The organism is Streptomyces sp. NRRL S-378 (genome assembly GCF_000720645.1).
Taxonomy (GTDB): Bacteria; Actinomycetota; Actinomycetes; order Streptomycetales; family Streptomycetaceae; genus Streptomyces.
Genome location: NZ_JOBX01000033.1, coordinates 53990 through 79181 on the forward strand (window position 1 = coordinate 53990; position 25192 = coordinate 79181).

Here is a 25192-nt window from a genome sequence, read left to right on the forward strand (position 1 = left end):
CCGGCGTGGCGGACCACGGCCGCCCGGATAAGTGGTCGGAGCCCCGCCGATCCTTTGCTATTGTTGTCCATGTCGCCGCGGGAAACCGGGGCCGACCACCGGTCCGGGTGGCGGAATGGCAGACGCGCTAGCTTGAGGTGCTAGTGCCCTTTATCGGGCGTGGGGGTTCAAGTCCCCCCTCGGACACAAGCGGGAGCCCCACACATCGTGTGGGGCTCTTCTTCGTGTTGCCCCGGCCCCGCTCCCTCACGTGCCCAGGACCACCAGGCCCGAGGGGCGGGTCAGGCTGCCCGGGGTGACCGAGGTGAAGGTGTGGGGGAGGGACAGGCGGGGGACGGCGCCGTCGGGGGAGGCGTCGAAGAGGTAGGCCGCCCCGGACGTGGTGTCGCTGACCAGGTGCGGGCCCTGGGGCGCCGCCGCGGCCTCGGCGAGCGGGGTGCGGAAGAGCCGCCGGAGGTGGCGCAGGGTTTCCGGGGTGACCGGGGCCCGCAGCGGCTGCGGCTCGGGCTGCCCCTCGGGTGCCGAGCCGGGCTCGGCGGCGGGGGCGGCCGCAGCCTCCGGCGGGTCCGGGGGGATCGCACCGGTCAGGAGCAGCGCGAGGAGGACCGGAACGGCCTTGCGGCGCAGCGTCCCCGTGGCCGCGCGCAGCCGGTGCGCATGGGACGCCGGCAGGGACAGCGCGAGGCTCCCCGCGGCGCCGCCCGCGGCGATGGGAACGGCCGAGCAGACCACCCCGGGGGCGTATTCGAGCAGGTCGAAGACGGGAGAGCCCGGGGCCACCGCGTCCAGCGCCGAGAACAGGGCCCGGCTGTCGGTGATGGTCTGCGGGGTGAGCCGGGCGGGCCGGTGCCGGGCCACGTGATCGGCGCGGCGGTCGTGGTCGAGCTGCGTCAGCAGGCACTTGCCGACCGCGCTGGCGTGCGCGGCGTCCCGGAAGTCGACCCACTCCCGGACCGGCGGGGTCGCCGGTCCGGCCGCCATCTGCGTGATGTGCACCTCGCCCCCCGCGTACCGGCTGAGGTACACTGCGGCGCCCGCGCTGTCCCGGGCCAGGGCGAGGGTGCGCTGGAGCTGCCCGGCCAGACCCTGGCCGCCGGGGGCGGCGAGCCGGTCCAGGGCCGGGCCGCGCCCGTACACCCCCGCCCCCGGCCGGTACGCGTACTCCTCCTCGCACAGCATCGCCAGGAGCGCGGGCAGCTCCGCCTCCGCGAGGCCCGACTCCCGTGCGAGCTGGGCCGCCCGGACTCCCAGCGGGTGCCGCTCCAGGACGCGTACGACGGCCAGGGCGCGGCGGGCCTCCGCCAGTGCCTCGCCCGTACCGCCCTGGACGACGGTCCCGCGGGCCGCGGCCGTCAGCGCGGGGTGGCGCAGCGGCCCGGCGGCCGGCCGGACCGCTGCCACCGGCGCCACGACCGTGACGGGCGGCGGCGGCAGGAACGCGCCCAGCGCCCCCGACAGCCCGGCCCTCGGCAACGGCACGGGCCCCAGATCGGGGTCGTCGCACTGCTCGACGTAGCGAAGCACGGCGGCCTGCGCGCACAGCCGGATCTCGCGCAGGTCGCGCCGGCCGCTCGGCCGGAAGCCGCGGTGGCCCAGCTCGCGCGCCCAGTGCCGGGCATCGTGGTGCTCGCCGCGCCGGGAGTGGTCGAGGAAGAGGCAGTAGGCGGCCGCGGCGGCCCGCGCGCTGCCGGACGCGGCGGCGAACTGCCACCAGAACCGGGCGCCTTCGCGCATCCCGGCGAGGTGCAGCAGGCAGCCGAAGACGACGGCGCCGCTCAGGTCGGTGCGCAGTCCGGTGAAGGCGTCGAGGTGCGTGGCGGCGTCCGGCGCGCACACGGAGGCCAGGCAGATCGCCTTGAGGTCGCGCCGGGCCCGCTCGGAGTCGAGCGGCCGGTCCCGGACCGGGTCGCTCCAGCCGTGGGCCGCCCGGCGCCGGGCACGGTGCGGGGCGGCCGGGTGCGGTGTGGCGCGCAGCAGCCGGGCCTCGGCCGCGCCGAGGTCGTAGTGGCGGTAGCGGTCGCGGACGCCGGCCCGGGCGAGGAACTCGGCCAGGGAGCGGGGCGCCGGGTCGCCGTCCGGCCGCTCCAGCCGGTCGCGGCGCCTCATGACCCGGCTGGTTCGGCCGGTTCCGCCGGATCGGCGGAGGCGTCGAGCAGCCGGGCGAGGCGCCGGTGGGCCTGGCCGAGCTGGGAGCGGACCGTGGCCTCGTCGACGCCCATCACGGAGGCGGCCTCACCCGGGGTGCACTGCAGTCCGTACCGCAGGAGCACGGCGTCGCGCTGGCGCTCGGCGAGCCGGGAGACGGCGGAGTAGAAGCGGATGGTGTCGGTCAGCACCTCGTACTGGTCGGCGTGCGCCTCCTTGAGGGCCGCCTCGAAGGCGCTGATGTCCGTCGGCTCGGGCTCCTGCTGCCACGGGTGGAGCCGGTGCTGCCGGTCGACCAGGCAGTGCTTGAGGACGGTCCACGCGTAGGCGTCCAGGCGGTCCATGTGGAGCATCCTCAGCCAGTCACCCATGATCGAGTCGAAGGCGGCGTCGACCGCCGCCTCGGCCGCCGCGTCCGAGCCCAGCTGCAGATACGCGAAGCGCATGTAGGCAGGGCGCCGGTTGGCATGGAAGGCCCAGTACGACAGCCGTGCCGTCGGGTCCCACTGGCTCATGGGCGTCGGCCGCCGACGCCGGCTCGGCAGTCCCACGGCCCCACCGGACTCCTCCGGTCCGCCATCGCTCACGGCTCCACCTCATCCCCTGGTGTGCAGAACAGGAAAGCAGCGTGGGCGCACTCGGGGGGCGCAGAGGAGAAAGCTGGGAAGCAATGCGTCGCGGATGATCGAACCGTGATCGTTCCCGATCGGGCGAGGCGCCAGCCAGCACGTATGCATATGCCGCCCGCCGGTGCGGCCGTATCACGGGTCGGGCCTCCGGTCGGGCGCTCCACCGCCCCGCTGTACCATGGGCCCGATCGCGAGGGCCGTGACGCAGAGGTCACAGTCCTCGCTTTTGCTTTACGTCCACCCGAGAACAAATGCGGCGCGTGGCCTTTCGGCGGTTCGATACGATGACCGCACTCACAATCCGTGACGTCACGTTGCACCGCACATAGGAAATGGAGCATCCGAGGATGGCTCGACACCTGATCACCAGCGCGCTTCCCTACATCAACGGGATCAAGCACCTGGGCAACATGGTCGGGTCGATGCTTCCGGCGGATGTGTACTCCCGGTACCTCCGCCAGCGCGGCCACGACGTCCTGTACATCTGCGCGACCGACGAGCACGGCACGCCCGCCGAACTCGCCGCCAAGGAGGCCGGCATCTCGGTCGCCGAGTTCTGCGCGCAGGCCCACGACGCCCAGAAGGCGGTCTACGACGGCTTCGAGCTGTCCTTCGACTACTTCGGCCGCAGCTCCTCGCCGCAGAACGTCGAGATCACCCAGCACTTCGCGCGCCGCCTCCAGGAGAACGGCTTCATCGAGGAGCGGGCGATCCGGCAGGTCTACTCGCCCGCCGACGGCCGCTTCCTGCCGGACCGCTACGTCGAGGGCACCTGCCCGCACTGCGGCTACGACAAGGCCCGCGGCGACCAGTGCGAGAACTGCACCCGCGTCCTGGACCCCACGGACCTGATCGAGCCGCGCTCGGCCATCTCCGGATCCACCGATCTGGAGGTCCGCGAGACCAAGCACCTCTTCCTCCTGCAGTCCAAGCTGCAGCACGAGGTGGAGGCCTGGGTCGCCGAGCACGAGGAGGAGTGGCCGCAGCTGGCCTCCTCGATCGCCCGCAAGTGGCTGACCGAGGGCCTGCACGACCGCGCCATCACCCGTGACCTCGACTGGGGCGTTCCCGTCCCGGCCGACACCTGGCCCGACCTGGCGGCCGAGGGCAAGGTCTTCTACGTCTGGTTCGACGCCCCGATCGAGTACATCGCCTCGACCAAGGAGTGGGCGGACGCCGACCCGGCGAACCGCGACTACAAGGCCTGGTGGTACGAGGCCGAGGACGTCCGCTACACCCAGTTCATGGCCAAGGACAACGTCCCGTTCCACACCGTCATGTTCCCCGCCACCGAGCTGGGCACCCGCGAGCCGTGGAAGAAGGTCGACTACGTCAAGGCCTTCAACTGGCTGACGTACTACGGCGGCAAGTTCTCCACCTCGCAGAAGCGCGGCGTCTTCACCGACCAGGCGCTGGAGATCCTCCCGGCCGACTTCTGGCGCTACTTCCTCATCGCCAACGCCCCCGAGTCCGACGACTCGTCCTTCACGTGGGAGCACTTCGCGGCCACGGTCAACAAGGACCTCGGCGGCACCCTCGGCAACTTCGTCAACCGCGTACTGACCTTCTCCCGCAAGAAGTTCGGCGACGAGGTCCCGGCCGGCAGCCCCGCGGGCGAGGCCGAGGCGAAGCTCGGCGAGCAGATCGCCGAACTGCTGGCCGAGTACGAGGGCCACATGGACACCCTGCAGTACCGCAAGGCCGCGGCCGCGCTGCGCGCCCTGTGGTCCGCGGGCAACGCCTACCTGGACGAGAAGGCCCCCTGGCTGGAGGTCAAGACCGACCTGGAGGCCGCGGCGCTCACCCTGCGCACCGCGATGAACCTCATCCACCTCTACTCGGTGGTCTCCGAACCGTTCATCCCGGCCTCGGCGCGCGCCATGCGCTCCGCGTTCGCGCTCGCCGACGACACCGCCACGTGGGTGACCCCGGAGCAGGCCAAGGCCCTGGACGCGGTCCCGGCCGGGACCCCGTTCACCGTGCCGCCGGTGCTCTTCGCCCGGGTCACCGAGGAGGACCTGGAGTCCTACCGCGAGCGCTTCGGCGGCACCGAGGCGGGCTGACACCGGGACGGCGGACCGCCGTTCCACCGACCGGAAGGGGCGCGACCGCCGGGTCGCGCCCCTTCCGGCGTACCCGGACGCACGGCGGCCGGCCTCAGCCCGCGGCGCGGGTGAAGGTGCGGACCGCCGTGTCGTAGTGGCCGCGGGACTCGGCGGTGCGGCCGACCGGGGCGGAGACCCACACGTCGTAGAGCCGGCCGTCCTCCTCCCAGCACAGGTCACGGGTGTGCCGGGGGCCTTCGGCCGCGGAGAAGCCGTTCCAGGTGAACAGCCACAGGGCGGCGTCGCGGCCGTTGTGCGTGCTCACGGAGACCTCGGCGTCACGGTAACCGGGGTTGGTCGCCGGCCCCTCGGCGTGGGAGCGCTCGTGCACGGCGAGTGGCCCTCCCGGCTCGGCGGCGGACACCTTGATGCCGATGCGGAAGGTCTCGTCCGGCGACATGTAGAAGATCCGCGGGCCGTCGGCCTTGCGGATGAAGCCCTGGGGGACGGCGAGCGAGAAGCCCGCCGGATCCTGGACGACGCGGTAGCCGGCGGGGACGGCCCTGCCGTCGGACGGCGGACCGGTCCGCCCGCCCGGAGCCGACGGCACCGGTGCGGGTGCGGAGACCTGCGCGCCCGGCGGTGCCGCCGGGGCGCCGCCCGCGCTGCCGCCCGTGGCGCCGCTCGTGGCCGCGGCCCGGTCGGCGCGGTCGGCCGGGTCGTCCTCGTTCATCAGCAGCGCAGTGGCCGACGCACCCGCGCCCACGATCGCGGCCACGAGCAGGCCGGCGATCAGTGCCGCACCCGGCCGCCGCCGTGCGGGGGTGCCGGCCGCCTGCGCGGACACGGGCGCCGTCTGCGCCACGGGAGGCGCCGTCGGGGCCGGTTCCGTCGGGGCCGGTGCCGTTCCGGCCGGTTCGGTCCGGCCCGGTGTCGTCCCGGCCGGTTGCGTCCGGGGCTGCGGCGTCCGGGAGGGTGTCGTCCGGGGCCGCGTCGTCCGGGCGTCGGGCACTTCGGGGACGCTGCGCCGCGTCAGCGCGTGGCCGGCCGCGGACGCTGCCAGCGGCCGCAGCAGCTCCTCCGCCTCGTCCGCGCCGAGCCGCGCGGCGGGGTCGCGTTCCAGCAGACCCCGCACCACCGGCAGCAGCGGCCCGCACGCGGCGGGCGGCCGGATCTCGTCGTAGACCACCGCGTGCAGGACCCCGCCCAGCGAGTCCCGCCGGAAGGGGGACACCCCGCTGACGGCCGCGCACAACAGGGCGCCCAGCGACCACAGGTCGGACTCGGGCCCGGCCGGCGACTGCGCCGACATCCGTTCGGGCGCGGTGTACTCGGGAGACCCGACGAACGCCCCGGTCGCGGTCAGGGTCGTCGCCCCCGACACCTGCGCGATCCCGAAGTCCGTGAGGACGGCCCGGCCGCCCGGCGCCTCCAGCAGGACGTTGGCCGGTTTGATGTCGCGGTGCAGCACCCCGGCCGCGTGCGCGGTCCGCAGGGCGCCGATCAGCGCGATGCCGATACCGGCGGCCTCGGCGACGTCCACCGGCCCGGTCCGGGCGAGCCGGTCGGCGAGGGAGCCGCCCTCGACCAGTTCCATGACGATGCACGGCCGTTCGCCGTCCGCGACGACGTCGTGCACCACGATGATGTGGGGGTGCTTGACCCGCGCGGCGGCGCGGGCCTCGCGCAGGGTGCGTTCCCGCTGGAGCCGGGCCTCGTCCGGGGACAGCGCCGGGTCGAGCGCCATCTCCTTGACGGCGACGCGGCGGCCGAGCAACTGGTCCGTGGCGCGCCACACGACCCCCATGCCGCCGCGCCCGAGCTTGGCGTCCAGTCGATAACGCCCGGCGATCAGTCGGGCGTTCTCCCCCTCGGTCAGCATGGCGACATCATGCCGCACCGCCGGAGAGCTCGTGCGCCTGCGGCACGGCGGTGGATCTCCACCACTTCGCCGCGTGTCGAAGCCGGGCCTTGATCGTTTCTTCAGACGTAGCCCTCATGTCTGCTGCGGAATCGGGAGGACGCGCGGTGACCGCTTGGCAGTACTTCGCCGGGGCGGGTCTGGTGGCGGCGCTGTGTCCGCTGCACGGCCACGTGGCGGTCGCGGGCGACGGCCCCGGCCGTGGGGCCCGTGTCGACCTGTGCGTGCCCGCCGGGCAGCCGAAGCGGCCCGTCGTACCGCCGTCCGGCCGGCCCTCGGTGCGGGTGGCCGTGCCCGGCGCCGACGCCGGGCTCACGGTGCGCCACCCCGGGTGGGCCCCCGGGCCCGGACGGCCCGCGGTGGTGCTGCCCGGGCCGTCGGAGCCGCAGGCCGCTGCCGGTCCGGCGGAGCCTTCCGCGGAGGCAGAGGCGGAGGCAGAGGCGGAGGCGGAGGCCGCGATCGGGGAGCCGCCGCCCCCGCCGGGTCCCGGGGCGGCGGCCGGGCCGGGACCGGCCGAAGCATCCGCCCCGCCCCGGCCCGGGGCCGCCACCGCGCCCGTGAGCGCCTTCCACGTGCGTCCGTACCGCGCGGTCGCCGTGGAACGGCGCGGCCCGGGCGGGATGTCCACCGTGATGCTCATGGTCGTCGTCACCACCCCGGCCGTACTCGCCGCCGCGGCCCTGCGCCCACGTTCCAAGAGCCGCGGCTGACCGCCGCACCTCCGTCCGCACCTCCGTCCGCGGCACCCCGTCCGCCGCACCTCCGTCCGCCCACCGATCCACACCGGGAGAATCCACGTGTCCGAATGGCTGGTCCTGGCCATTGCCATGGTGCTCGTCTGCGCCCTCGTCCTCGCCTTCACGGCGATCCGGCACCGCCGGGCCGCCGCCGACGAGGACACCAGCGAAACCCCCGACGTCATCGAGTACATGACGATGATGGTGGGTGTGGTCTACGCGATCGTGCTGGGCCTGGCCATCGCGGGCGTATGGGAGGCGCGCGGCGCCGCCGAGGACAGCGTGCGCCGGGAGGCCCAGGCCCTGTACGAGGTCACCCAGCGCTCCGACGTCTACCCGGCCGCGGTCCGCGACCGGATCCGCGGCGAGGTGGACGCCTACGTCGCCCACACCGTCGCCGTGGACTGGCCGCTGCTGACCTCCGGTGAGAGCGCGTCGGCCGAGGGCGGCGAGCTGCTGGGCAAGCTCCGTACGTCCGTCACCCACCAGAGCCCGGCCACCGAGCTCCAGGCGCAGGCCTACCAGCCGCTCCTGGACCACATCGCGGCCGCCGACGAGGCCCGCCACTCGCGGACCCAGAGCTCCGAGTCGACGCTGCCGGGCGTGGTGTGGTTCGGGCTGCTGGTCGGCGGGGTGGTCACCGTCGGGCTCATCTTCACGCTGCAGATCCGGCGCTCGGGCCGGGAGCTGCTGCTCGCCGGGCTCTTCAGCGCGCTGATCGTGTTCCTGCTGTTCATGGTGTGGAGCTTCGACGCGCCGTACGGCCGGGAGGGCATCGACTCGGCGGGCCCGTTCCAGGACCTGTTCCCGAAAACGGCGGTGAGCGCCTCCCGCTGACCGGCGACACCGCCACCGAGGGTGGACCCAGACGGTCAGACGGTCAGACGGTCACCTGCCGGCGGACCGCCTGGACCACCGGGGAGCGTCGTAGGGCGTCGGAGATGCGCAGGAGGTCGCGGGGGCCGTCGGAGGTGGCCGGGAGGGTCTCCTCGTCCTCGCCGATGACCTTGCCTTCCGGGTCCGCGGAGCGGGCCCGTACGGCGGCCGCGACCATGGCGGCGTCGGCGACCGCGCGGGCGGTCTCCTCGTCGGCCCCGTCGGCCACGGCGCGGTCGTAGGCGTCGTCGCGAAGGCCCTTGTCGAAGTAGGGGCCGAGGTGCAGGAACCCGTCGTGGATGTCGGACTCCCGCTGGATCACGCGCAGTTCCGCCGCCGTCCACCACGCCATCTGCACGGAGGGCGTCCCGACGGGGGCGGAGATCTGCACCTCCTGCCACAGCGCGCCGAGCCGCCGGTACGTCGCCCAGGTCTGCCAGTGGTCCGACAGCCGCTGGCAGACGAGCGGGACCACGAAGCCCATCGCGCTGATCAGTGCGCCCAGGGAGGCGAGCGGAGGAGCCACGTAGGTGCTCAGGCCGTCGAGGTCGTGGCCGAGCCAGCGGGCGACGACGGCGGTCATCTTCGTGGCGTCGTAACCGAGGTTGAAGATGTAGCCGGCGACGATGATCATCAGGCCGACCCGCAGCCAGCCGCGCACCTGCAGCGACCAGCGCCAGCACAGGACGACCATCACCACGGCCGCGACGTGGTGCGCCAGCAGGTAGAGGGCGATCATCTGGCCGACGTAGGGCGTGTTGGCGTAGAAGGTGTCGAAGTCCCGCAGGCGTTCCTCGGGGGCCTCACCGAGGGCGAACAGCACCACCAGGGCCACGATGACGATGCTGTAGCCGAGGATCCAGCGCCGCGAGACGCGCCGGGTCTGTTCGGGCCGCCCGCCCCGCCAGTTGACCATCAGGACCAGGCAGGAGGCGCTGAAGGCGGTGATCAGGCAGTACACCAGCGGGGCCGAGAAGTTGGCGATCCCGGTCCAGCGGTTGACCGCCGCGATGGTCGGCGGGGCGGCGAAGGCGAACACCGCCCCCGCCAGGGTCAGCAGGGCGACGACCGAGCGCAGGAGCGGGTCGCGCCAGTTGTGCCGCAGGGCCGGCAGCTTGAAGGCGAGGGAGATCGCCATCGCTGCTGCCGGTATGTAGTAGTCCTCACCGGTCAACGGTCGTTCCTCAGTCCCCGGTAGCCCAGCGAGGCCTCGATCCGCCCGGCCAGGTCGTCGCGCTGGACCGGAGGCCGGTGGCTCGCCGACCCGGCCAGCCAGTTCCGACAGCGGCTGCTCAGCAGTAAGCCGAAGGTCTCGGCCTCGGTCTCCTCCTGGACGTCGGCGCGCGTGCGCGCGGCGACGCGGCGGACCGTCTCACCGATGTCGGCCTCGTCGGACAGCAGCCGCGCGGCGACGGCGGCGCCGTCGACGTGGTGGCTGCAGTGGCCGGCCTTCATGTGCCACAGCTCGTGGCCCAGGATGACCAGTTGGTGGTCGGGTGCGGTGCGTTCCTCGATGACCACGAGATCGCGGTCCGCCATGTCGAGCCACAGACCGCTGGCCGTCCGGGGCGGGAACGAAGCCATCCGGAAGTCGACCCGGCGGCCGCGGTGTCTGCTCATGCCCTCACAGAGGGCAGCGTAGAGGTCCACGGGCTCCACGGGGGCGGTCAGCCGGATACCGGCCACCAGCTCCCCGCACAACCGCCGCTGCTCTCTGCCTATGCTCACCGTTCTCCCCGTCGGCGCGGATCCGGATCAGGACTCAAGGATCAGACCCAGGCTTTCGACTGGGTCAGGATTCGTTCGGTTTGACGCTTTCGAGGAGCATGTCCAGCCATTCGGTCACCTTGTCCCGGTGCTTGTCGCTGGGCAGTTGGGCGGCGCGCCAGGCGATGCCCCGTACACCGTGGTTCTGCAGGAGTCTTGCCAGCGGATCGCCCGCCGAAGCGGCCGCGGCCGGTACGGTTTCCCGCGCGCGGCCCGCGTAGTCCTGGAGCAGTTGCTGCTCGGTCCGCTGGAGCGCGTCGGTGAGGGCGTCGGCGTCGTGGGCCGTGAGGAACCCGGCGTGCACCCCGAAGAAGCGCTGGATCGCGTCGCAATGCTCCATGGTGGGGCGGCGGTCGCCGTTGATGAGGGCCCCCGCCTGCTGCCTCGACATGCCGGCGCCGTCCGCGATCTCCTGCTGCGTGTAGCGGCGGCCGTTGGGCTTGACGCGGGTGCGCCGGAGCAGGTCGAGCCGCTGCAGGAAGCGGGCCTGGAGGTCGGGTTCGCCGGCCGGCCTGCCGTCGAGCAGGGTCTTGACCACATCCGTGGGCACGCCCGAAGCCTCCGAGAGGCGTCGCAGGTCGAAGACCTGGTTCAGGTCGCGGCCCATCTTCCCCGCGAGTTCGGCGACGCGGGTGATGGTCGCTGCCAGGGGTGCGTCGGCCACCGCGACGGGAGCCGGGAAGCCGTCTGTCACCAGTGGTTCTCCTAGATCGCGCGAAGTCGGTACGGCACATGGTCGGCTTCTGGAATCTAGCCGCTCTCGCCCGGAAGGGCTAGAACGTGCCACAGCTGTGGCGGGAATGAGCTGTCAAGAGGCTGGAATTGCCACAATAGTTGACACTCGAATGAAGTCGGTAGCAGGATCGCCACACGGAAATGAAGATCCAGACCGGAGGAGGGGGAGCTCTCAGTGCCACATCTTGCAGCGGTGGGCCCGTCCGATGGCCTCGCCCGAGCCGGTGAGGACCGCCGGGCGGGCGAGGAGCCCGCACGCGGCGCCGTGCGCTCGGAGCGACGCAAGGAGATTTTGCGCCAGCGCCGCGAAGAGCTGGGGCTGAGTCAGGAGGACCTCGCCGCCCGGCTGCGCATCAGCGTGCGCGCGTACGGCAACTGGGAGCGCGGGCTCGTCAAGGAGTGGACGGACCGCAAACTCCTCGCCCTGGCCGAAGCCCTGGAGATGAGCGAGCGGCAGTGCTTCTGGCTCTTCCGCGTCATGGTCGACCGCGATCCGCCGCCCACGTGGCGCGCCTCCGACGAGAACCGGCTCCCCGAGGACCCGGCGCAGCGCGACTACCTGTGCGACTACGCGGCCCTCATGGAGGCCGTGCCGTACCCGAGCTTCCTCGTCGACCACCGGTGGGACGTCGCCCTCACCAATTCGGCCTTCGACCAGCTCTTCCAGACCGTACGGCCGCACCCGACGGCCCTGCCGGACGACAACTTCCTGCGCTTCGTGCTGTTCCACCCGGACGCGGCGGCCGTGCTGGAGGACCACGAACCGGGCTGGTGCGTACCGCTGCTCGCCCAGTTCGCGGCCGCGCTGGCCGGGGCCCCGGAGGACGAGGGACTGTGCAGCATCCGTCAGGAGGTGGCCCGTGATCCGTTCATGGAGGCCGCCTACCGCTACGGCGTCCCCCACTGGCTGAGCAAGCGCGGGCCCGAGGCCGCCGAACAGGACGGAGCGGTGCGCACCGTGCGCCACCCCGACCCGCGCTGGGGTCTGGTGCGCTGCCGGATGGTGGCCGAGACCAGCCGCATGCTCGACGAGATGGGACTCACCCGGATCACCCTGATCCTGTCCGGGCCGCTGGGCGTGCCGACGGGTCCGCCCCGGAGCCTCACCGCCATTCCCCAGCAGCAGGGCGCCCGGCTGCGCGCCGTGCCGTCGCTGGGGGAGTGACCGACCGGGGCAGACTGGTCGGGGCGGATGGCTGCCGGACGTCCGTGCCACCGATCGTGTCATCGATCGTGGCACCGGCGACGGCATCCGTGTCCGTCATCCGTACCGGTATCTGCACGGGCGAAGGGCGGTAGGGGCGTGCGGCTGACGATCCTCGGCGGAGGCGGCTTCCGGGTACCTCTCGTCTACGGAGCGCTGCTCGGCGACCATGCCGAGGGGCGGGTCTCCCACGTGACGCTCTGCGACGAGGACCCCGCGCGGCTCGCCGCCATGACCCGCGTCCTCGCCGACCTGGCCGCGGCCGCCGGAGTGCCCGACGCCCCGGCCGTCACGGCCACCCGGGACCTCGACGAGGCCCTGCGCGGGGCCGACTTCGTCTTCTCCGCCATCCGCGTCGGCGGCCTCGAAGGGCGCGCCGCGGACGAGCGCGTCGCCCTGGCCGAAGGCGTGCTGGGCCAGGAGACGGTGGGCGCGGGCGGGGTCGCGTACGGACTGCGGACCGTTCCCGTCGCCCGGGAGATCGCCCGCAGGATCGCCCGTACGGCCCCCGGGGCCTGGGTCATCAACTTCACCAACCCGGCCGGCCTGGTCACCGAGGCGATGGCCGAGGAACTCGGCGACCGGGTGATCGGCATCTGCGACTCGCCCGTGGGTCTCGGCCGGCGCATCGCCCGGCTGCTGGGGGCCCGGCCGCAGGAGGCGTGGATCGACTACGTGGGCCTCAACCACCTGGGCTGGGTACGCGGGCTGCGCATCGGCGGCCGCGACGAGCTGCCGCGGCTGCTGGCCGATGCCGAGGCGCTGGAGTCCTTCGAGGAGGGCCGCCTCTTCGGTGCCGAGTGGCTGCGCTCGCTCGGCGCGATCCCCAACGAGTACCTGCACTACTACTACTTCAACCGTGACACCGTACGGGCCTACCAGGAGGCCGGACAGACCCGCGGGGCCTTCCTGCGCGACCAGCAGCGCGGCTTCTACGCCGAGGCCGGCCGGGCCGGGCTGCCGGCCGGCGCGGCCCTGACCGCCTGGGACCGGACCCGGGCCGAGCGCGAGGCCACGTACATGGCCGAGAACCGCGAGGCGGCCGGGGTGGGCGAGCGCGACGAGAGCGACCTGGAGTCCGGGGGTTACGAGAAGGTCGCCCTCGCGCTGATGCGGGCCATTGCCCGGGACGAGCGGGCCACGCTGATCCTCAACGTCCGCAACGGCTCGACGCTCTCCGTCCTCGACGCCGGGGCGGTCATCGAGGTGCCCTGCCTGGTGGACGCGAACGGCGCCCACCCGATGGGCGTCGAGCAGCTTCCGCTGCACGCGGTCGGGCTGGTGACGGCCGTCAAGGCGGTGGAGCGCGAGGTCCTGGCGGCTGCCGCGAGCGGTTCCCGCGCCGACGCCGTGAAGGCCTTCGCGCTCCACCCGCTGGTCGACTCCGTGACCGTGGCCCGGCGGCTGCTGGACGGCTACGCGGCGGCCCATCCGGGCCTGGCGTACCTGCGCTGAGCCGTCCCGCGGCTCCCCCCGACGGCCCAGCGCCGCATGCGGGGCCGCGACCGGGCTGTGAGAGTGCGAGATGTGACCACTGCCCCCGCCGCAGCCGCTGCGCCTCCCGTGCTCGACCGGCGGCAGCGCAACGTCGTCTTCGGCACGATCATGCTGGGCGTGCTGCTGGCGGCCCTCGACCAGACGATCGTCGGTACCGCCCTCCCCACGATCGTGGGGGACCTGGGCGGCGGGGACCACATGTCCTGGGTGGTGACGTCCTACCTGCTCGCGGAGACCGTGGCGACGGTCCTGGTCGGCAAGTTCGGTGACCTCTTCGGCCGGAAACTGATCTTCCAGATCTCCGCCATCGTCTTCATCAGCGGGTCGTTCTTCTGCGGCCTGGCCGGCAACATGACGCTGCTGATCGTGTGGCGCGGGGTCCAGGGCGTCGGCGCCGGAGGCCTGATGGTCACCGCGATGGCACTGATCGCCGACGTCGTGCCGCTGCGCGAACGCGGCAAGTACCAGGGCGCGATCGGCGCCGTCTTCGGAGTCGCCACCGTGATCGGGCCGCTGCTCGGCGGCTTCTTCACCGACCAGCTGACCTGGCGGTGGTGCTTCTACGTCAACGTCCCGATCGCCATCCTGGTGGTCGTCGCCGCGGCCAGGACGATCCCGGCGGTACGCGCCTCGGGCAAGCCGGTCATCGACTACCTCGGCATCACCCTGGTGGCGATCGGCTCCAGCGCCCTGATCCTGGCCACGAGCTGGGGCGGCAACGAGTACGCGTGGACCTCGCCCGTCATCATCGGCCTGTTCGCGGGCGGTGCGGTCGCGCTCGCCCTGTTCTGCCTGGCCGAGACGCGCGCCGCGGAACCGACGATCCCGATGCGGCTCTTCCGCAACCCGGTCTTTGCCGTGTGCTCCGTGCTGAGCTTCGTCGTCGGCTTCGCCATGCTCGGCGCGATGACGTTCCTGCCGACCTACCTCCAGTACGTCGACGGCGACTCGGCCACGATCTCGGGCGTCCGCACCCTGCCCATGGTCTTCGGCCTGCTGCTCGCCTCCGTCTTCAGCGGCAACGTCGTCAGCAGGACCGGGCAGTACCGGATCTTCCCGATCGTCGGCAACGCGGTCATGGGCGTCGGCCTGTACCTGCTGTCGCGGATGCAGCCGGGGACCAGCACCCTGCTGGAATCGCTGTACATGTTCGTGCTCGGCGTCGGCATCGGCCTGTCCATGCAGGTGCTGACGATCGCCGTGCAGAACACCGTCGACTACGCCGACCTCGGCACGGCCACCTCCGGGGTCACCTTCTTCCGTACGCTCGGCAGCGCCTTCGGGACCGCGGTCTTCGGCACGATCTACGCGAACCACCTGGGGCCGTCGCTGGAGGAGGCGGTCGGCGAGGCGGCACGCGCCACCGGGGAGGACCCGGCGGCGCTGGCCAGGGCCGTCTCGACCCCGGAGGGCGTGCACCGGCTCGATCCGGCCGCCGCGACCCCGGTCGTCGAGGCGTACGCGGAAGCCCTCCAGACGGTGTTCCTCTGGACCGTGCCGGTGGCGGTGTTCGGCTTCGTCGTGGCGCTCTTCCTCAAGCAGGTGAAGCTGCGCGACACCGCCCGCGCCGGATCCACGGACATGGGCGACGGCTTCGGCTCGCCGGCCACGGCCTCGGGGGACTCCGCCAAGCTGCTGGAGCTGGCGGTCGGCAAACTCGTACGGAACATGGGGGCGGACACGGCGCGCGCGATCGTCGAATCCTCCGACACCCGGCTGGACATCGCGGGCGCCTGGACGGTGATGCAGGTGGAGCTGATGACGAGGACGATCGGCTACGCCAGCATCGGCCTGGTCGCAGGCCGGCGTTCGCTCCCGCCGGAGGTACTGCTCCCGGTGTTCGACCGGATGGTGGAGGAGGGCTTCCTCACCCGGGAGGCCTCCTTCTTCAGCCTCACGCCGGCCGGGCAGCGGGAGGCCGACGTCATCTCGGCCGCGTGGGCCCAGTGGCTCGGCGACCAGCTGGAGAAGGACCGGGGCCGGCCGCGCAGCGCCGAACTGCGGGTCGCGGCGGACGCGATCGCCAAGCGGCTGCTGGCCGAGGACCTGGGTGACGGGAACTTCGCACCGAGGGTGGTCGTGCGGCACTAGGGACGGGTGCCGCGGCCGGCCGGTCGGCCCTGGCTCCTGACCGCAAGAAGGGCAGTCAACGGTCAACCAGCCGTGGACGCGGGGCCCCACCCGTGGATTCCGCGTCGGTGTCGTCGGCGCCGGCCGGGCCGCCGGGAAGCATCCGGTCCAGCCACTTCGGCAGCCACCAGTTGGTCCGGCCGAGGAGTGTCATGGTCGCCGGTACCAGCACCATGCGTACGACCGTGGCGTCGATGAAGATCGCGGTGGCCAGGCCGAGCCCGAACATTTTGGTGGAGGGGTCCTCGGCGACGGCGAAGGACAGGAAGACCGCCACCATGATGAGGGCGGCCGAGGTGATGATCCGGGCGGTGCGCGAGACGCCCTCGACGATCGCCGTGGCGTTGTCGCCGGTGCGCAGGTACTCCTCGCGTACGCGGGAGAGGAGGAACACCTCGTAGTCCATCGACAGGCCGAACAGGATGGCGAAGAGGAACATCGGGATGAAGGACACGATCGGAACCGTCGCTTCCAGCCCGATGAGTGCGCCTCCCCAGCCCCACTGGAAGACGGCGACCATGATGCCGTAGGCCGCGCCGATGCTCAGCAGATTCAGCAGTACCGCCTTGAGCGGTACGAGTATCGAGCGGAAGACAAGCATCAGCAGCAGGAACGACATCGCCAGCACGGCGGCGACGAACGCCGGCAGACGTTCGCTGGTGCGTCGGCCCACATCGGACAGGCTCGCGGCGGCGCCGCCGACGTGGGCCCTGGCCGGGCCGGGCCCGATCGCCGTGGGCAGGACGTCGCTGCGAAGCCGGGCGATGGTGTCGGCCGTGGCCTTGTCCTGGGGGCTGGTGGTCGGGAACACCACGAGGGTCGCGATGCCGGTGGCCCGGTCGATGTGCGTCGGCGCGACGGATGCGACGCCCGGATCCGCCGCGACCGCCCCGACGAGCCGGTCCAGCACCCCCGGATCACCGGTGGGGTCCGCGGCGATGACGAGGGGACCGTTGGTGCCCGGGCCGAACCCCTCGGCGACGAGGTCGTAGGCCCGGCGCTCGGTACGGCTGTGGGGCAGTGAGCCGTCGTCGGGCAGGCCGACGCGCAGGCCGAGCACGGGCAGCGTCGCGGTCAGCAGCAGCCCCGCCGCGCCGACCGCGTACGGCACCGGGTGCCGGCTGACGTGCCCGATCCAGCGACGCCACCCGGCGGCGTGGGCGGCGCCTGCCGCCGGGTCCCGCCGCCGTGCGAGTCGGACCGGCTTCCTGGTCTGCAGGGCCCGGCCGATCCGGCCCGCCCGGGCCAGGCGCTGGCCCGCCGCGCCGAGGAAGGCCGGCAGCAGCGTCACCGACGCGAGCACCATCGTCAGGACGACGATCGAGACGGCGACCCCGCCCACCGTCATGAACGGCACGTTCGCGACCGCCAGGCCGAGGATCGACACGACGACGGTGCCGCCGGCGAAGACCACCGGCCGCCCCGCCGTTGCCACCGCCCGTCCGGCCGCCGCCTGCGGATCGAGCCCGCACGCGAGGTACTCCCGGTGCCTGGCGAGCACGAACAGCGCGTAGTCGATGCCCACTCCGAGCCCGACCATGCTGCCCAGGACCGGTGCGAAGGTGGGGACCTCTGTCACCCCCGCCAGTACCGTCATCGTGGCCGCCCCGACGGTCAGCCCGAAGACCGCCATGCCGATCGGCAGCGCGGCGGCGACGAGCGAACCGAACGCCAGGAACAGGATCGCGGCCGCGGCGAGGAGGCCGATCAGCTCGCTCGCGCCGCCGTCGGGGTCGGAGAAGGCGTAGAAGAGGTTCCCGCCCATCTCGATGCGCAGCGGCAGCTCGGCGCGCAGCCGGTCGCCGAGATCGACGAGGGCGTCGAGGTCTTCGGCCGACAGCCTGCTCTGGTCGGGGTACTGCACCCGGACGACCGCGATCCGCCCGTCGGCCGAAACCAGGCCGCCGCGCACGGCGGTCTCCCCGCCCGCGTCGAGCGCCCCCGCGGGGTCGCTCGTGCCGAGCACGTGCGGCAGCCGGTTCACCTCGGCCCGCAGCCGCGTGAGTGCGGTGCGCGCGCCGTCGTCGCCGAAGAACGTCGCACCGTCGTCGAGGGGGGTGACGACCACTTGGGCGGTCATCCCCTCCTGGCCGGTGCCTGCCCGCTCGATCAGTTCCGCGGCCCGTCGGGAGTCCAGTCCCGGAGCGGTCATCGAGTCCGCGGTCCGCCCGCCGAAGGCGACGGCGGCGAGGACGGCGAGCGTGGCGGCGACCAGCCATGCCGCGATCACCCGCCAGGGATGGCGGGCGGCGCTTGTGCCCAGGCGCAACAGGGCTTTCGAGAGCATCGGGTCCTCCAACCACCTCGTCGGCCGTCCTTGTACGGCCGCCGATGCCGAGGGTCGTCGCCACGGCGCTCCGCGGCATCGGCCCGCGGGCCGCGAATCCGTCGTCCCCGGGGCGGAGTGACGACCCGTCCTTTCGGCCGATGCGCGGCACGCCGCGGTCCCTAGGCTGAGAACCGTGCTCCGAGACGACCTGCGAACCCTGTGGACCGAACCCCGGCCGCCCGACGCGCCCGCCCGGCTGCGGCGGGACTGGGCGCTGCTCGCCGCCGGCCTTGCCGGCGTGGCGCTGGAGGCCACCCTGCGCGAGAACGTCGTGTGGCGGCCGGTGGCGGTGGTGTTCGCCGTATGGCTGTGCCTGCTGCCCCTGTGGCGCCGGACCCGCCCGCTGGCGATGGTGACGCTGGCGTTCGGCTCGGTGATCCTGCTTCCGGTGGCCTCGCTCGTCGCCGCACCGCGCGAGCCCGTCGGCCTGTACACAGGCGCGGTCGTGCTCGTGCTGGTGTACGCGCTGCCCCGATGGGGATCGGGACGCGAGATCGTGCTGGGCGGCGCGGTGATCGTCGCGGTCGGTGCGCTGTGCGTCGTCACGGACGGGACCCCGGTCGTCGAAAAGGTCGTGGGCTTCGTCTTCCTGCTGGTGCCCGGCGTGCTCGGGGCTGCCGTGCGGTTCCGGGTGACCGCTCGCGAGCGGCAGTTGGAGCAGGTGCGCTCCCGCGAGCGCGAGCAGCTCGCCCGGGAACTGCACGACACGGTGGCCCACCACGTGTCGGCCATGGTGATCATCGCCCAGGCGGGCCGGGTGCTCGCGGGCACCGACCCGTCCGCCGCCGTCGAGGCGCTGGAGGGCGTCGAGGAGGAAGGAGCGCGCACGCTGGAGGAAATGCGCGCCATGGTCGCCGCACTGCGCGACCGCGGGGTCGGGGCCGAGCTGGCGCCCCCTGCCGGAGTCGCGGATCTGGAGCGCCTGGTGCGCACCCCGGGTGGTCGCCTCAGGGTCGACCTGGGGCTCGACGGCGAACTGGACGCGCTGCCCCCGGCCGTGGACGCGGCCGTCTACCGGATCGTGCAGGAGTCGGTGACCAACGCGCTGCGCCACGCGGTCGACGCGACCGAGCTCGTCGTCCGGGTCGCCGCCGAACGGCACACGGTACGGGTGAGCGTGCGCGACAACGGCCGGCGCACCGGCCGGGGTCGCGACGGATACGGACTTACCGGATTGCGCGAGCGCGCGACGCTGCTCGGCGGCACACTACGAGCCGGCCCGGGTACCGACCGGGGCTGGCATGTCGAAGCCGAACTGCCGAGAGCGAGGAGCGAGAGCGGTGTCCATTCGCGTCCTCGTCGCTGACGACCAGACGATCATCCGCACCGGGTTGCGGATCATGCTGGACGCCCAGCCCGGCATCGAGGTGGTCGGCGAGGCCGCCGACGGGCGCGAAGCGGTACGCCTGGCCCGCGAACTGCGCCCCGACGTCTGCCTGTTCGACATCCGCATGCCCGTACTCGACGGGCTCGAGGCCACCCGGCTGGTCGCCGGCCCGGGCGTTGCCGACCCGCTGGCCGTGGTCGTCATCACCACGTTCGACCTCGACGAGTACGTCTACGGCTCACTGCGTGCCGGCGCCCGCGGATTCCTCCTCAAGGACACGGGAGCGGACCTTCTGGCCCAGGCCGTACGGTCGGCGTCCGACGGTGAGGCGCTCATCGCGCCCAGCGTCACCGTCCGTCTGCTCCAGGCATTCGCGGACCTGCCCGCCGGCCGGCCCGTGGCCCAGCCGGTCTACCCCGTCACCGCCCGCGAGGAACAGGTGCTCCTCGCCGTCGCTCGCGGGCTGACCAACACCGAGATCGCCGATGCACTGCACATCAGCCTCAGCACGGTGAAGACGCATCTGGCCAGCCTGATGGCCAAACTCGGCGCCCGCAACCGGGTCGAGATCGCGATGTGGGCCTACGAAACGCGCCGTATCCTCCCCGGCACCTGAACCGGGTGCCGGGCCATGTCCCACAAGTCCCCGCGGGGGACGGAACTCCCGGCGGCCGCCGGACGTCCTCCTGTTCGAAAGCGTACGAACATCGGGGGGCGACCAACATGGCCACCAATGCGGGAATGACCATCACGCTGGCCGAGGAGATCATGCTGCTGTCCCTGGACGACGCGTCCGGGGCGCAACGGCGGCGGCAGTCGGTGGCGCCGGCACTGTCGGGAGCGATCCTGACCGAACTGGTGCTGGCGGAGCGGGTTTCGGTCTCGGGCAAGCACATGGAGCTCCGGAGCACCGAGTCCACCGGGGATCCGCTGCTGGACGGCCGGCTCCGGCTCATCGAGACCTGGCTGCGGGGCCGGCGGCGCCGCATGACGGACTGGCTGACGAAGGACTACATGAAGGTGTCCGGCCCCGTGCTGGAGCGCCTCGGCGAGCGCGGGCTGGTGGCGGAGCAGGTGCACAAGGTGCTGGGGGTGTTCCCCCAGCGGCGTTACCCCGAGGTCGACGGCACGGTCGAGCGCGCCCTGCGGGAGCGGCTGGCCGCGGTCGTCCTCGGAGGCGTCCGGCCCGATGAGCGCACGGCGGGCCTCATCGCCCTGCTCCACGCGGCGAACCTGCACCGTCTGGCCTTCCCGCAGCACAGTCCCGGCTCGGTGAAGCCGAGGATGGCGGAGATAGCCGACGGCCAGTGGGCGGCCGACGGCGTCCGTGCGGCCATCCGCGACATGCAGGCCGCGATGGTGGTGATGATGGCGGCCACGGTCGTCGCCGTCAGCTAGTGCTGTGACCGGAAAGGTTCACCGGGTCGCGACGCCCGGCACGGCACCTCGCCGCGTTGTCGGACCGCGCACGTACGTCCAGTACGAGCCGCGGCGCCGATGCGGCAGGCCGGGAGGCCCGGCCTCAGGAGGCCCGACCCCGGGGGGAGCTGTGCGGCCGCCACGAGGTATCGGGCCGACGGGCCCTCAGGCGGTCGGAGCCGGGTCCTTCGTCGGGTAGTCGTACGAGGGGACGTGCGGCAGCTGCGCGAGGTCCGGGCGCCACGTGCGGAGCACCGCCGCCGAGGGGGCGTACAGCGCCGACGGGATGTCGGCGGGCGCGAACCACTCCCAGCGGGCGATCTTGTGGGGTTCGGTGACGGCGGGCACGCCCTCCGCAGTGGTGGTGACTGCGGCCGCCGTCAGCCGGGTGAGGCCGGACATGGCGTCGATCTGGACGGACAGGACGCGGACACCCCCGGGAGCCACCCGCAGGTCCGTCTCCTCGGCCAACTCCCGGGCGGCGGCCTGCTCGAAGCCCTCTCCGGGGTCGACCTTGCCGCCGGGCAGCTCCCAACGGCCGTCGTGCGCCTGCCCGAGCAGCACCCGGCCGTCCCGGCCGATGACGACGAGGCCGACGCCGACGACGGCGTTCGGCTGGGGAACGGCGCGTTCGGGCCGCTCGGGGCGTTCGCCGGTGGTGGTCATGGACGTCCTTCCGAAGAGGTGGTGGGCCGGGCCCGGACGTGGATCCGTTCGCCCTGGGGGCCGAAGAGGCTGAGGAACTCCGCAGGCTGCGGACCGGCGTTGCAGAAGGCGTGCGGTGTCCGCGTGTCGAACTCGGCGGCCTCTCCGGGGTCGAGCACGAGGTCGTGCTCCCCGAGCAGCAGCCGGACCCGTCCGGACAGCACGTACAGCCACTCGTAGCCCTCGTGGACCTTCAGTTCGGGTACGGTCGGCGGCCCCTCGACGGGCGGGAGGATCTGCTTGAAGGCGTGCACCCCGCCGAAGTTGCGGGTCAGCGGCACATAGGTGTGGCCGTGCCGGACGAAGGGGCGCGGGCGGATCCGGGGGTCCCCGGTCTCCGGGGCACCGACCAGCTCGTCCAGCGCCACCCGGTGCGCCTTGGCCAGCGGCAGCAGCAGCTCCAGCGTCGGCCTGCGCTGCCCGGACTCCAGCCGGGAGAGCGTGGAGAGCGAGATGCCGGTGGTCTCGCTGAGCTGGGCCAGTGTGGTGCCGCGCTGCCGGCGCAGGGCCCGCAGCCGCGGGCCCACTGCGGTCAGCACCTCCGTGAGTTCCTCGTCGTCCTGCTTCTCGGGGGCCATGACTCCATTTGCCGCTTCGGCAAGAACATTTGTCAAACGGCGGCGTCGGGCAGACCCTCGCAGACATGGACAACTCACGGGAAGAATCGTTCGACGTGGTGGTCGTCGGTGGCGGTGCGGCCGGGCTTGCCGGGGCGCTCACCCTGGTCCGGGCCCGCCGTTCGGTGCTGGTGATCGACTCCGGCAGCCCGCGCAACGCCCCGGCCGCACACATGCACGGCTACCTCGGCCTGGACGGGCAGAGCCCTGCCGAGCTGCTCGCCAGGGGGCGCGCGGAGGTGGAGGGCTACGGCGGGCGGATCAGGCCGGGCACGGCCGTCGCCGCGGACCGGCTGCCCGACGGGAGCTTCCGGGTCCGCTGCGGGGACGGGTCGACCGTGCGGGCGGGCCGGCTGCTGGTCACCACCGGCCTGGTGGACGAGCTGCCCGCGGTGCCGGGGGTCGGGGCGCGCTGGGGACGGGACGTGCTGCACTGCCCGTACTGCCACGGCTGGGAGGTCAGGGACCAGCCCCTCGCGGTGCTCGCCGACGGCCCGATCGCCGTGCACCAGGCACAGCTGTGGCGGCACTGGAGCGAGCGGACCACGCTGCTCGCGCACACCTGGCCGCCGGCGGACGAGGACCGGGAGCTGCTGGCGGCCCTCGGGATCCGGGTCGTCGAGGGCGAGGTGACCGGTTTGGTCGTCGAGGACGACCGGCTGGCCGGGGCGACCCTGGCCGACGGGGGCGCGGTGGAGTTCCGGGCGCTGGTGGTGGCCCCGCGGTTCACGGCCCGTTCGGGCGTCCTGACCAGCCTGGGTCTGCCGATCGCGGACATGACGCGGGACGGCCACGTGATCGGCACGTGCGTCGAGTCCGACCCCGCGACCGGGGCCACCGCGCTGCGGGGGGTCTGGGTGGCGGGCAACGTGACCGCGCCGCTGGAGAAGGTCGCCGGGGCGGCCGCTCAGGGCGCGCAGGCGGCCGCCGCGCTCAACGCCGAGCTGATCGAGGCGGAGACACGGCGGGCGGTGGAGGCGCATCGGGCCGGGGCCGGCCGAGCGGCCACCCCGCACGCGGGCGCGACGGCGAGCGCGGCGGCGGGCGCAGCCGACCGTACGGGCCGGGGCTGACCGGCGGGGAGCGGGCGGGCCGGCTCGGAGGACGGGGCGGGCCGCGTCGGAGGACGCGGACCGTGTCGGAGGACGGGGCGGACCGTGTCGGAGGACGGCGGGCCGGGCGGGTGGGCCGCGGCCCGGTGACGGCGCGCCGGACACGTGTGCGGGTTTCGGCCCGCCTCCGTACGTGCAGGCTCTGGGCGGTCTGATCGTCGTACGGCCAACGGTCCGAGGGTTCGGGGGGACGTTCCATGGCACATGTCCTGGTGATCGGCGGAGGCGTCGGCGGGCTCGCCACCGCCCTGCTCGCGGCGCGGCGAGGACATACGGCGGAACTCTTCGAGCGCGACCCGCGCGCCCCCGGCACCGCCCTCGACCGGGACTTCTTCGGCTGGCGGCGGCCGACCGTGCCGCAGGCGGCCCAGCCGCACGCCCTGCTGGGAGCCGCCCGCAACGTCCTGCGGGACGATCTGCCCGACGTGTACGAGGAGATGCTCCGGCTCGGCGCCCGCGAGCGGCACGAGCTGGACTGGTTCGACGTACGGCCGCCCGAGCTGCCCGGGGACGACGACCTCGTCATGCTCCAGGCGCGGCGCATCGTGCTGGAGAGCGCGCTGGCCACGGCGCTGCGCGCGGAGGCCGGGGTGGTCGTCCGCCACGGGGAGCAGGTCACGGGACTCACGACCGCGCCGGCCGGGGAGGGCCCGCCCGGGGGCGAACGGGCCGGCGGCGAATGGGCCGGGGGCGAATCGGCCGGGGGTGAACCGGCCGACGGGGTCCGGGTGACGGGAGTGACCACCGGGGCGGACCGTTACGAGGGGGATCTCGTCGTGGACGCGGGCGGCCGCCGCGGAGGCATCGAGCGCAGGCTCGGCGCGATCGGCTGCCGGCCGCCCGTCGTCGAACGGCACCGTACGGGGCTCGCGTACTTCTGCCGCTGGTACCGGCTGCCCGCGGGCACGGACGAGGGGCCGCGGCGGCCCTGGGCGGTGACCGGCGGCGCCTTCGCCGGGTGCGCGGTCTTCCCGGCCGACAACCGGGTCTTCGCCGTGACGCTGTTCGTGCACACCGCGGACACCACGCGTTCGGCGCTGCGCGACCCCGCGGTCTTCGAACGGGCGGCCCGTTCCTTCCCGCCCGGCGAGGCCTGGCTGGCGCTCGGCGCCGAGCCGCTCTCGGGCGTACTGGCCACCGCGAGCCTGGACAACCGCTGGAATGCGCTCGTGGACGAGCGGGGGCCGGTGGTGACGGGGCTGGTGCCGGTCGGCGATTCCATCACGCACACCAACCCCACCCTCGGGCAGGGCACCTCGCTCGCCCTGTGGGCGGCGCGCAGGGTGGCCCGTACGGCGCACCGGGACCCGGGGTCGGAGCGGTTCGCCGTGGACCACCACGAGTGGGCGGTGCGGACGCTGAAGCCGTGGTTCGACTTCCAGGTGGTCGCCGACGCGGCCATCGGTGAGCGCTTCGCGACGCGGGCGGGACGTACGGGGACGGCGCGCGAGGTGGCCGCGCTGTTCGACTGCGCGCTGGAGGACCCCGAGGTGATGCGGGCCCGGGCACGGGTCCGGCACCTGGCCGAGCCTCCGGAGCGGGCGTACGCGGACCCGGAGATCCGGGCGCGGGTGGCGCACTGGCTGGCGGCGCGGCCGGACTACGCGCCGAACGAGGTGGGGCCGGACCGGGAGGAGTGGGAGAAGCTGACGGCGGGGTGACGCGGCGGCCCGGTCCCCGGCCGGCCCGCGCGAGCGCCGGGGACCGGCTCCGGTAGGGCTGCCCGGGCGGCCGGACCGGCTCCGGTAGGGCCGCCCGGGCGGCGGGGACCGGCTGCGGGCGGGGGTCGGCTGCGGGCGGTCCGCCCGAGCCCCGGGCCGGTCTCAGTCGGCTCTACCTTTCTGACCACGGGTTGACCGCAGCCATTCGTAGGGTTGAGGCACCCAGAGGAGCGGGGTGTGGCTTTCAGCTGGCTGCCGACCGTGGTTCCGGAGGCTTGGCCGCCCCGCTCCTCACGACGACTCGGCCGCCGATTGGGAAGTGCGAACAGGTCGCTG

19 protein-coding genes, 1 tRNA gene and 1 pseudogene are annotated in these 25192 nt (G+C 73.5%); 12 read left to right on the forward strand and 9 right to left on the reverse strand.

Going from position 1 to position 25192, the window contains the following annotated elements; translation table 11 throughout:
• The first annotated feature begins 101 nt into the window (after positions 1 to 101).
• Positions 102 to 186, forward strand: a tRNA-Leu gene (locus IH80_RS0122830).
• A 399-nt stretch (positions 187 to 585) separates the two neighbouring features.
• On the opposite strand, the pseudogene IH80_RS46155 reads toward IH80_RS0122830, so the two are convergent.
• A pseudogene (locus IH80_RS46155) lies at positions 586 to 1305 on the reverse strand (IclR family transcriptional regulator domain-containing protein); the annotation flags it as partial.
• A 797-nt stretch (positions 1306 to 2102) separates the two neighbouring features.
• Complete coding sequence (locus tag IH80_RS0122840; RefSeq protein ID WP_234432349.1) at positions 2103 to 2732, reverse strand: sigma-70 family RNA polymerase sigma factor; 630 nt, start codon at positions 2730 to 2732, stop codon at positions 2103 to 2105.
• A gap of 389 nt (positions 2733 to 3121) precedes the next feature.
• Here IH80_RS0122840 and metG point away from each other — a divergent pair, with 389 nt between their 5' ends.
• The gene (gene metG / locus IH80_RS0122845) at positions 3122 to 4837 is read left to right on the forward strand and encodes a methionine--tRNA ligase (protein ID WP_030962903.1); all 1716 of its coding nucleotides are present in this window, start codon (positions 3122 to 3124) and stop codon (positions 4835 to 4837) included.
• Positions 4838 to 4931: 94 nt separating this feature from the next.
• Here metG and IH80_RS0122850 read toward each other — a convergent pair whose 3' ends face one another.
• Positions 4932 to 6701, reverse strand: a complete 1770-nt coding sequence (locus IH80_RS0122850) for a serine/threonine-protein kinase (protein ID WP_030962905.1) — start codon at positions 6699 to 6701, stop codon at positions 4932 to 4934.
• 146 nt (positions 6702 to 6847) lie between these two features.
• Here IH80_RS0122850 and IH80_RS43945 point away from each other — a divergent pair, with 146 nt between their 5' ends.
• Positions 6848 to 7450, forward strand: a complete 603-nt coding sequence (locus IH80_RS43945) for a hypothetical protein (RefSeq protein WP_030962906.1) — start codon at positions 6848 to 6850, stop codon at positions 7448 to 7450.
• A gap of 87 nt (positions 7451 to 7537) precedes the next feature.
• Positions 7538 to 8314: a DUF4239 domain-containing protein gene (locus IH80_RS0122860; RefSeq protein ID WP_030962907.1), complete on the forward strand. Its 777-nt coding sequence runs from the start codon at positions 7538 to 7540 to the stop codon at positions 8312 to 8314.
• A gap of 43 nt (positions 8315 to 8357) precedes the next feature.
• Here the strand turns inward: IH80_RS0122860 and IH80_RS0122865 are convergent, their stop codons facing one another.
• From IH80_RS0122865 to IH80_RS0122875, 3 genes are all read right to left on the reverse strand, one after another.
• A complete protein-coding gene (locus IH80_RS0122865; RefSeq protein WP_030962908.1) occupies positions 8358 to 9527 on the reverse strand; it encodes an MAB_1171c family putative transporter in 1170 nt (389 codons plus the stop codon).
• On the reverse strand, positions 9524 to 10081 hold the full coding sequence (locus IH80_RS0122870; protein WP_030962910.1) for a hypothetical protein: 558 nt from the start codon (positions 10079 to 10081) through the stop codon (positions 9524 to 9526). The genes IH80_RS0122865 and IH80_RS0122870 overlap by 4 nt, the downstream gene beginning before the upstream one ends.
• A gap of 64 nt (positions 10082 to 10145) precedes the next feature.
• Entirely contained in the window at positions 10146 to 10814 is a 669-nt protein-coding gene (locus IH80_RS0122875) for a helix-turn-helix domain-containing protein (protein WP_030962911.1), read from the reverse strand.
• Between the two features lie 234 nt (positions 10815 to 11048).
• On the opposite strand from IH80_RS0122875, the gene IH80_RS0122880 reads away from it, so the two are divergent.
• From IH80_RS0122880 to IH80_RS0122890, 3 genes are all read left to right on the forward strand, one after another.
• Positions 11049 to 12020, forward strand: a complete 972-nt coding sequence (locus IH80_RS0122880) for a helix-turn-helix domain-containing protein (protein ID WP_234432350.1) — start codon at positions 11049 to 11051, stop codon at positions 12018 to 12020.
• A 138-nt stretch (positions 12021 to 12158) separates the two neighbouring features.
• Positions 12159 to 13514 carry a 6-phospho-beta-glucosidase gene (locus IH80_RS0122885; protein WP_030962914.1) on the forward strand — a complete coding sequence of 452 codons (1356 nt, stop codon included), beginning with the start codon at positions 12159 to 12161 and terminating at the stop codon, positions 13512 to 13514.
• Between the two features lie 36 nt (positions 13515 to 13550).
• The gene (locus tag IH80_RS0122890) at positions 13551 to 15647 is read left to right on the forward strand and encodes an MDR family MFS transporter (protein ID WP_037880812.1); all 2097 of its coding nucleotides are present in this window, start codon (positions 13551 to 13553) and stop codon (positions 15645 to 15647) included.
• Positions 15648 to 15702: 55 nt separating this feature from the next.
• On the opposite strand, the gene IH80_RS0122895 is transcribed toward IH80_RS0122890, so the two are convergent.
• Complete coding sequence (locus IH80_RS0122895) at positions 15703 to 17973, reverse strand: MMPL family transporter (RefSeq protein ID WP_030962916.1); 2271 nt, start codon at positions 17971 to 17973, stop codon at positions 15703 to 15705.
• A gap of 175 nt (positions 17974 to 18148) precedes the next feature.
• Between IH80_RS0122895 and IH80_RS0122900 the strand changes: the two genes are divergently transcribed.
• The 3 genes from IH80_RS0122900 to IH80_RS0122910 all read left to right on the forward strand — a co-directional run bounded on the left by IH80_RS0122900 (position 18149) and on the right by IH80_RS0122910 (position 20740).
• A complete protein-coding gene (locus tag IH80_RS0122900) occupies positions 18149 to 19321 on the forward strand; it encodes a sensor histidine kinase (protein WP_030962917.1) in 1173 nt (390 codons plus the stop codon).
• Entirely contained in the window at positions 19296 to 19958 is a 663-nt protein-coding gene (locus tag IH80_RS0122905; protein ID WP_030962918.1) for a response regulator, read from the forward strand. Before IH80_RS0122900 ends, IH80_RS0122905 begins: the two co-directional genes overlap by 26 nt.
• Before the next feature lie 125 nt (positions 19959 to 20083).
• Positions 20084 to 20740, forward strand: a complete 657-nt coding sequence (locus IH80_RS0122910; protein WP_030962919.1) for a GOLPH3/VPS74 family protein — start codon at positions 20084 to 20086, stop codon at positions 20738 to 20740.
• A 186-nt stretch (positions 20741 to 20926) separates the two neighbouring features.
• On the opposite strand, the gene IH80_RS0122915 is transcribed toward IH80_RS0122910, so the two are convergent.
• Positions 20927 to 21427, reverse strand: coding sequence for a nucleotide triphosphate diphosphatase NUDT15 (locus IH80_RS0122915; RefSeq protein ID WP_030962921.1), 501 nt, complete (start codon positions 21425 to 21427; stop codon positions 20927 to 20929).
• Positions 21424 to 22044, reverse strand: coding sequence for a helix-turn-helix domain-containing protein (locus IH80_RS0122920; RefSeq protein WP_030962923.1), 621 nt, complete (start codon positions 22042 to 22044; stop codon positions 21424 to 21426). The genes IH80_RS0122915 and IH80_RS0122920 overlap by 4 nt, the downstream gene beginning before the upstream one ends.
• A gap of 65 nt (positions 22045 to 22109) precedes the next feature.
• Between IH80_RS0122920 and IH80_RS0122925 the strand changes: the two genes are divergently transcribed.
• Positions 22110 to 23156, forward strand: coding sequence for an NAD(P)/FAD-dependent oxidoreductase (locus tag IH80_RS0122925; protein WP_078906699.1), 1047 nt, complete (start codon positions 22110 to 22112; stop codon positions 23154 to 23156).
• Between the two features lie 236 nt (positions 23157 to 23392).
• Positions 23393 to 24856: an NAD(P)-binding protein gene (locus IH80_RS0122930; RefSeq protein WP_030962925.1), complete on the forward strand. Its 1464-nt coding sequence runs from the start codon at positions 23393 to 23395 to the stop codon at positions 24854 to 24856.
• The last annotated feature ends 336 nt before the right edge of the window (positions 24857 to 25192 follow it).

Excerpts from the sequence above, each read along its gene's own strand:
- metG (WP_030962903.1), top strand. The coding sequence starts at position 3,122 with ATGGCTCGACACCTGATCACCAGCGCGCTTCCCTACATCAACGGGATC.
- IH80_RS0122890 (WP_037880812.1), top strand. The coding sequence starts at position 13,551 with ATGCGGGGCCGCGACCGGGCTGTGAGAGTGCGAGATGTGACCACTGCC.
- IH80_RS0122930 (WP_030962925.1), top strand. The coding sequence starts at position 23,393 with ATGGCACATGTCCTGGTGATCGGCGGAGGCGTCGGCGGGCTCGCCACC.
- IH80_RS0122920 (WP_030962923.1), bottom strand. The coding sequence starts at position 22,044 with ATGGCCCCCGAGAAGCAGGACGACGAGGAACTCACGGAGGTGCTGACC.
- IH80_RS0122895 (WP_030962916.1), bottom strand. The coding sequence starts at position 17,973 with ATGCTCTCGAAAGCCCTGTTGCGCCTGGGCACAAGCGCCGCCCGCCAT.
- IH80_RS0122850 (WP_030962905.1), bottom strand. The coding sequence starts at position 6,701 with ATGCTGACCGAGGGGGAGAACGCCCGACTGATCGCCGGGCGTTATCGA.
- IH80_RS0122910 (WP_030962919.1), top strand. The coding sequence starts at position 20,084 with ATGACCATCACGCTGGCCGAGGAGATCATGCTGCTGTCCCTGGACGAC.
- IH80_RS0122915 (WP_030962921.1), bottom strand. The coding sequence starts at position 21,427 with ATGACCACCACCGGCGAACGCCCCGAGCGGCCCGAACGCGCCGTTCCC.
- IH80_RS0122925 (WP_078906699.1), top strand. The coding sequence starts at position 22,110 with ATGGACAACTCACGGGAAGAATCGTTCGACGTGGTGGTCGTCGGTGGC.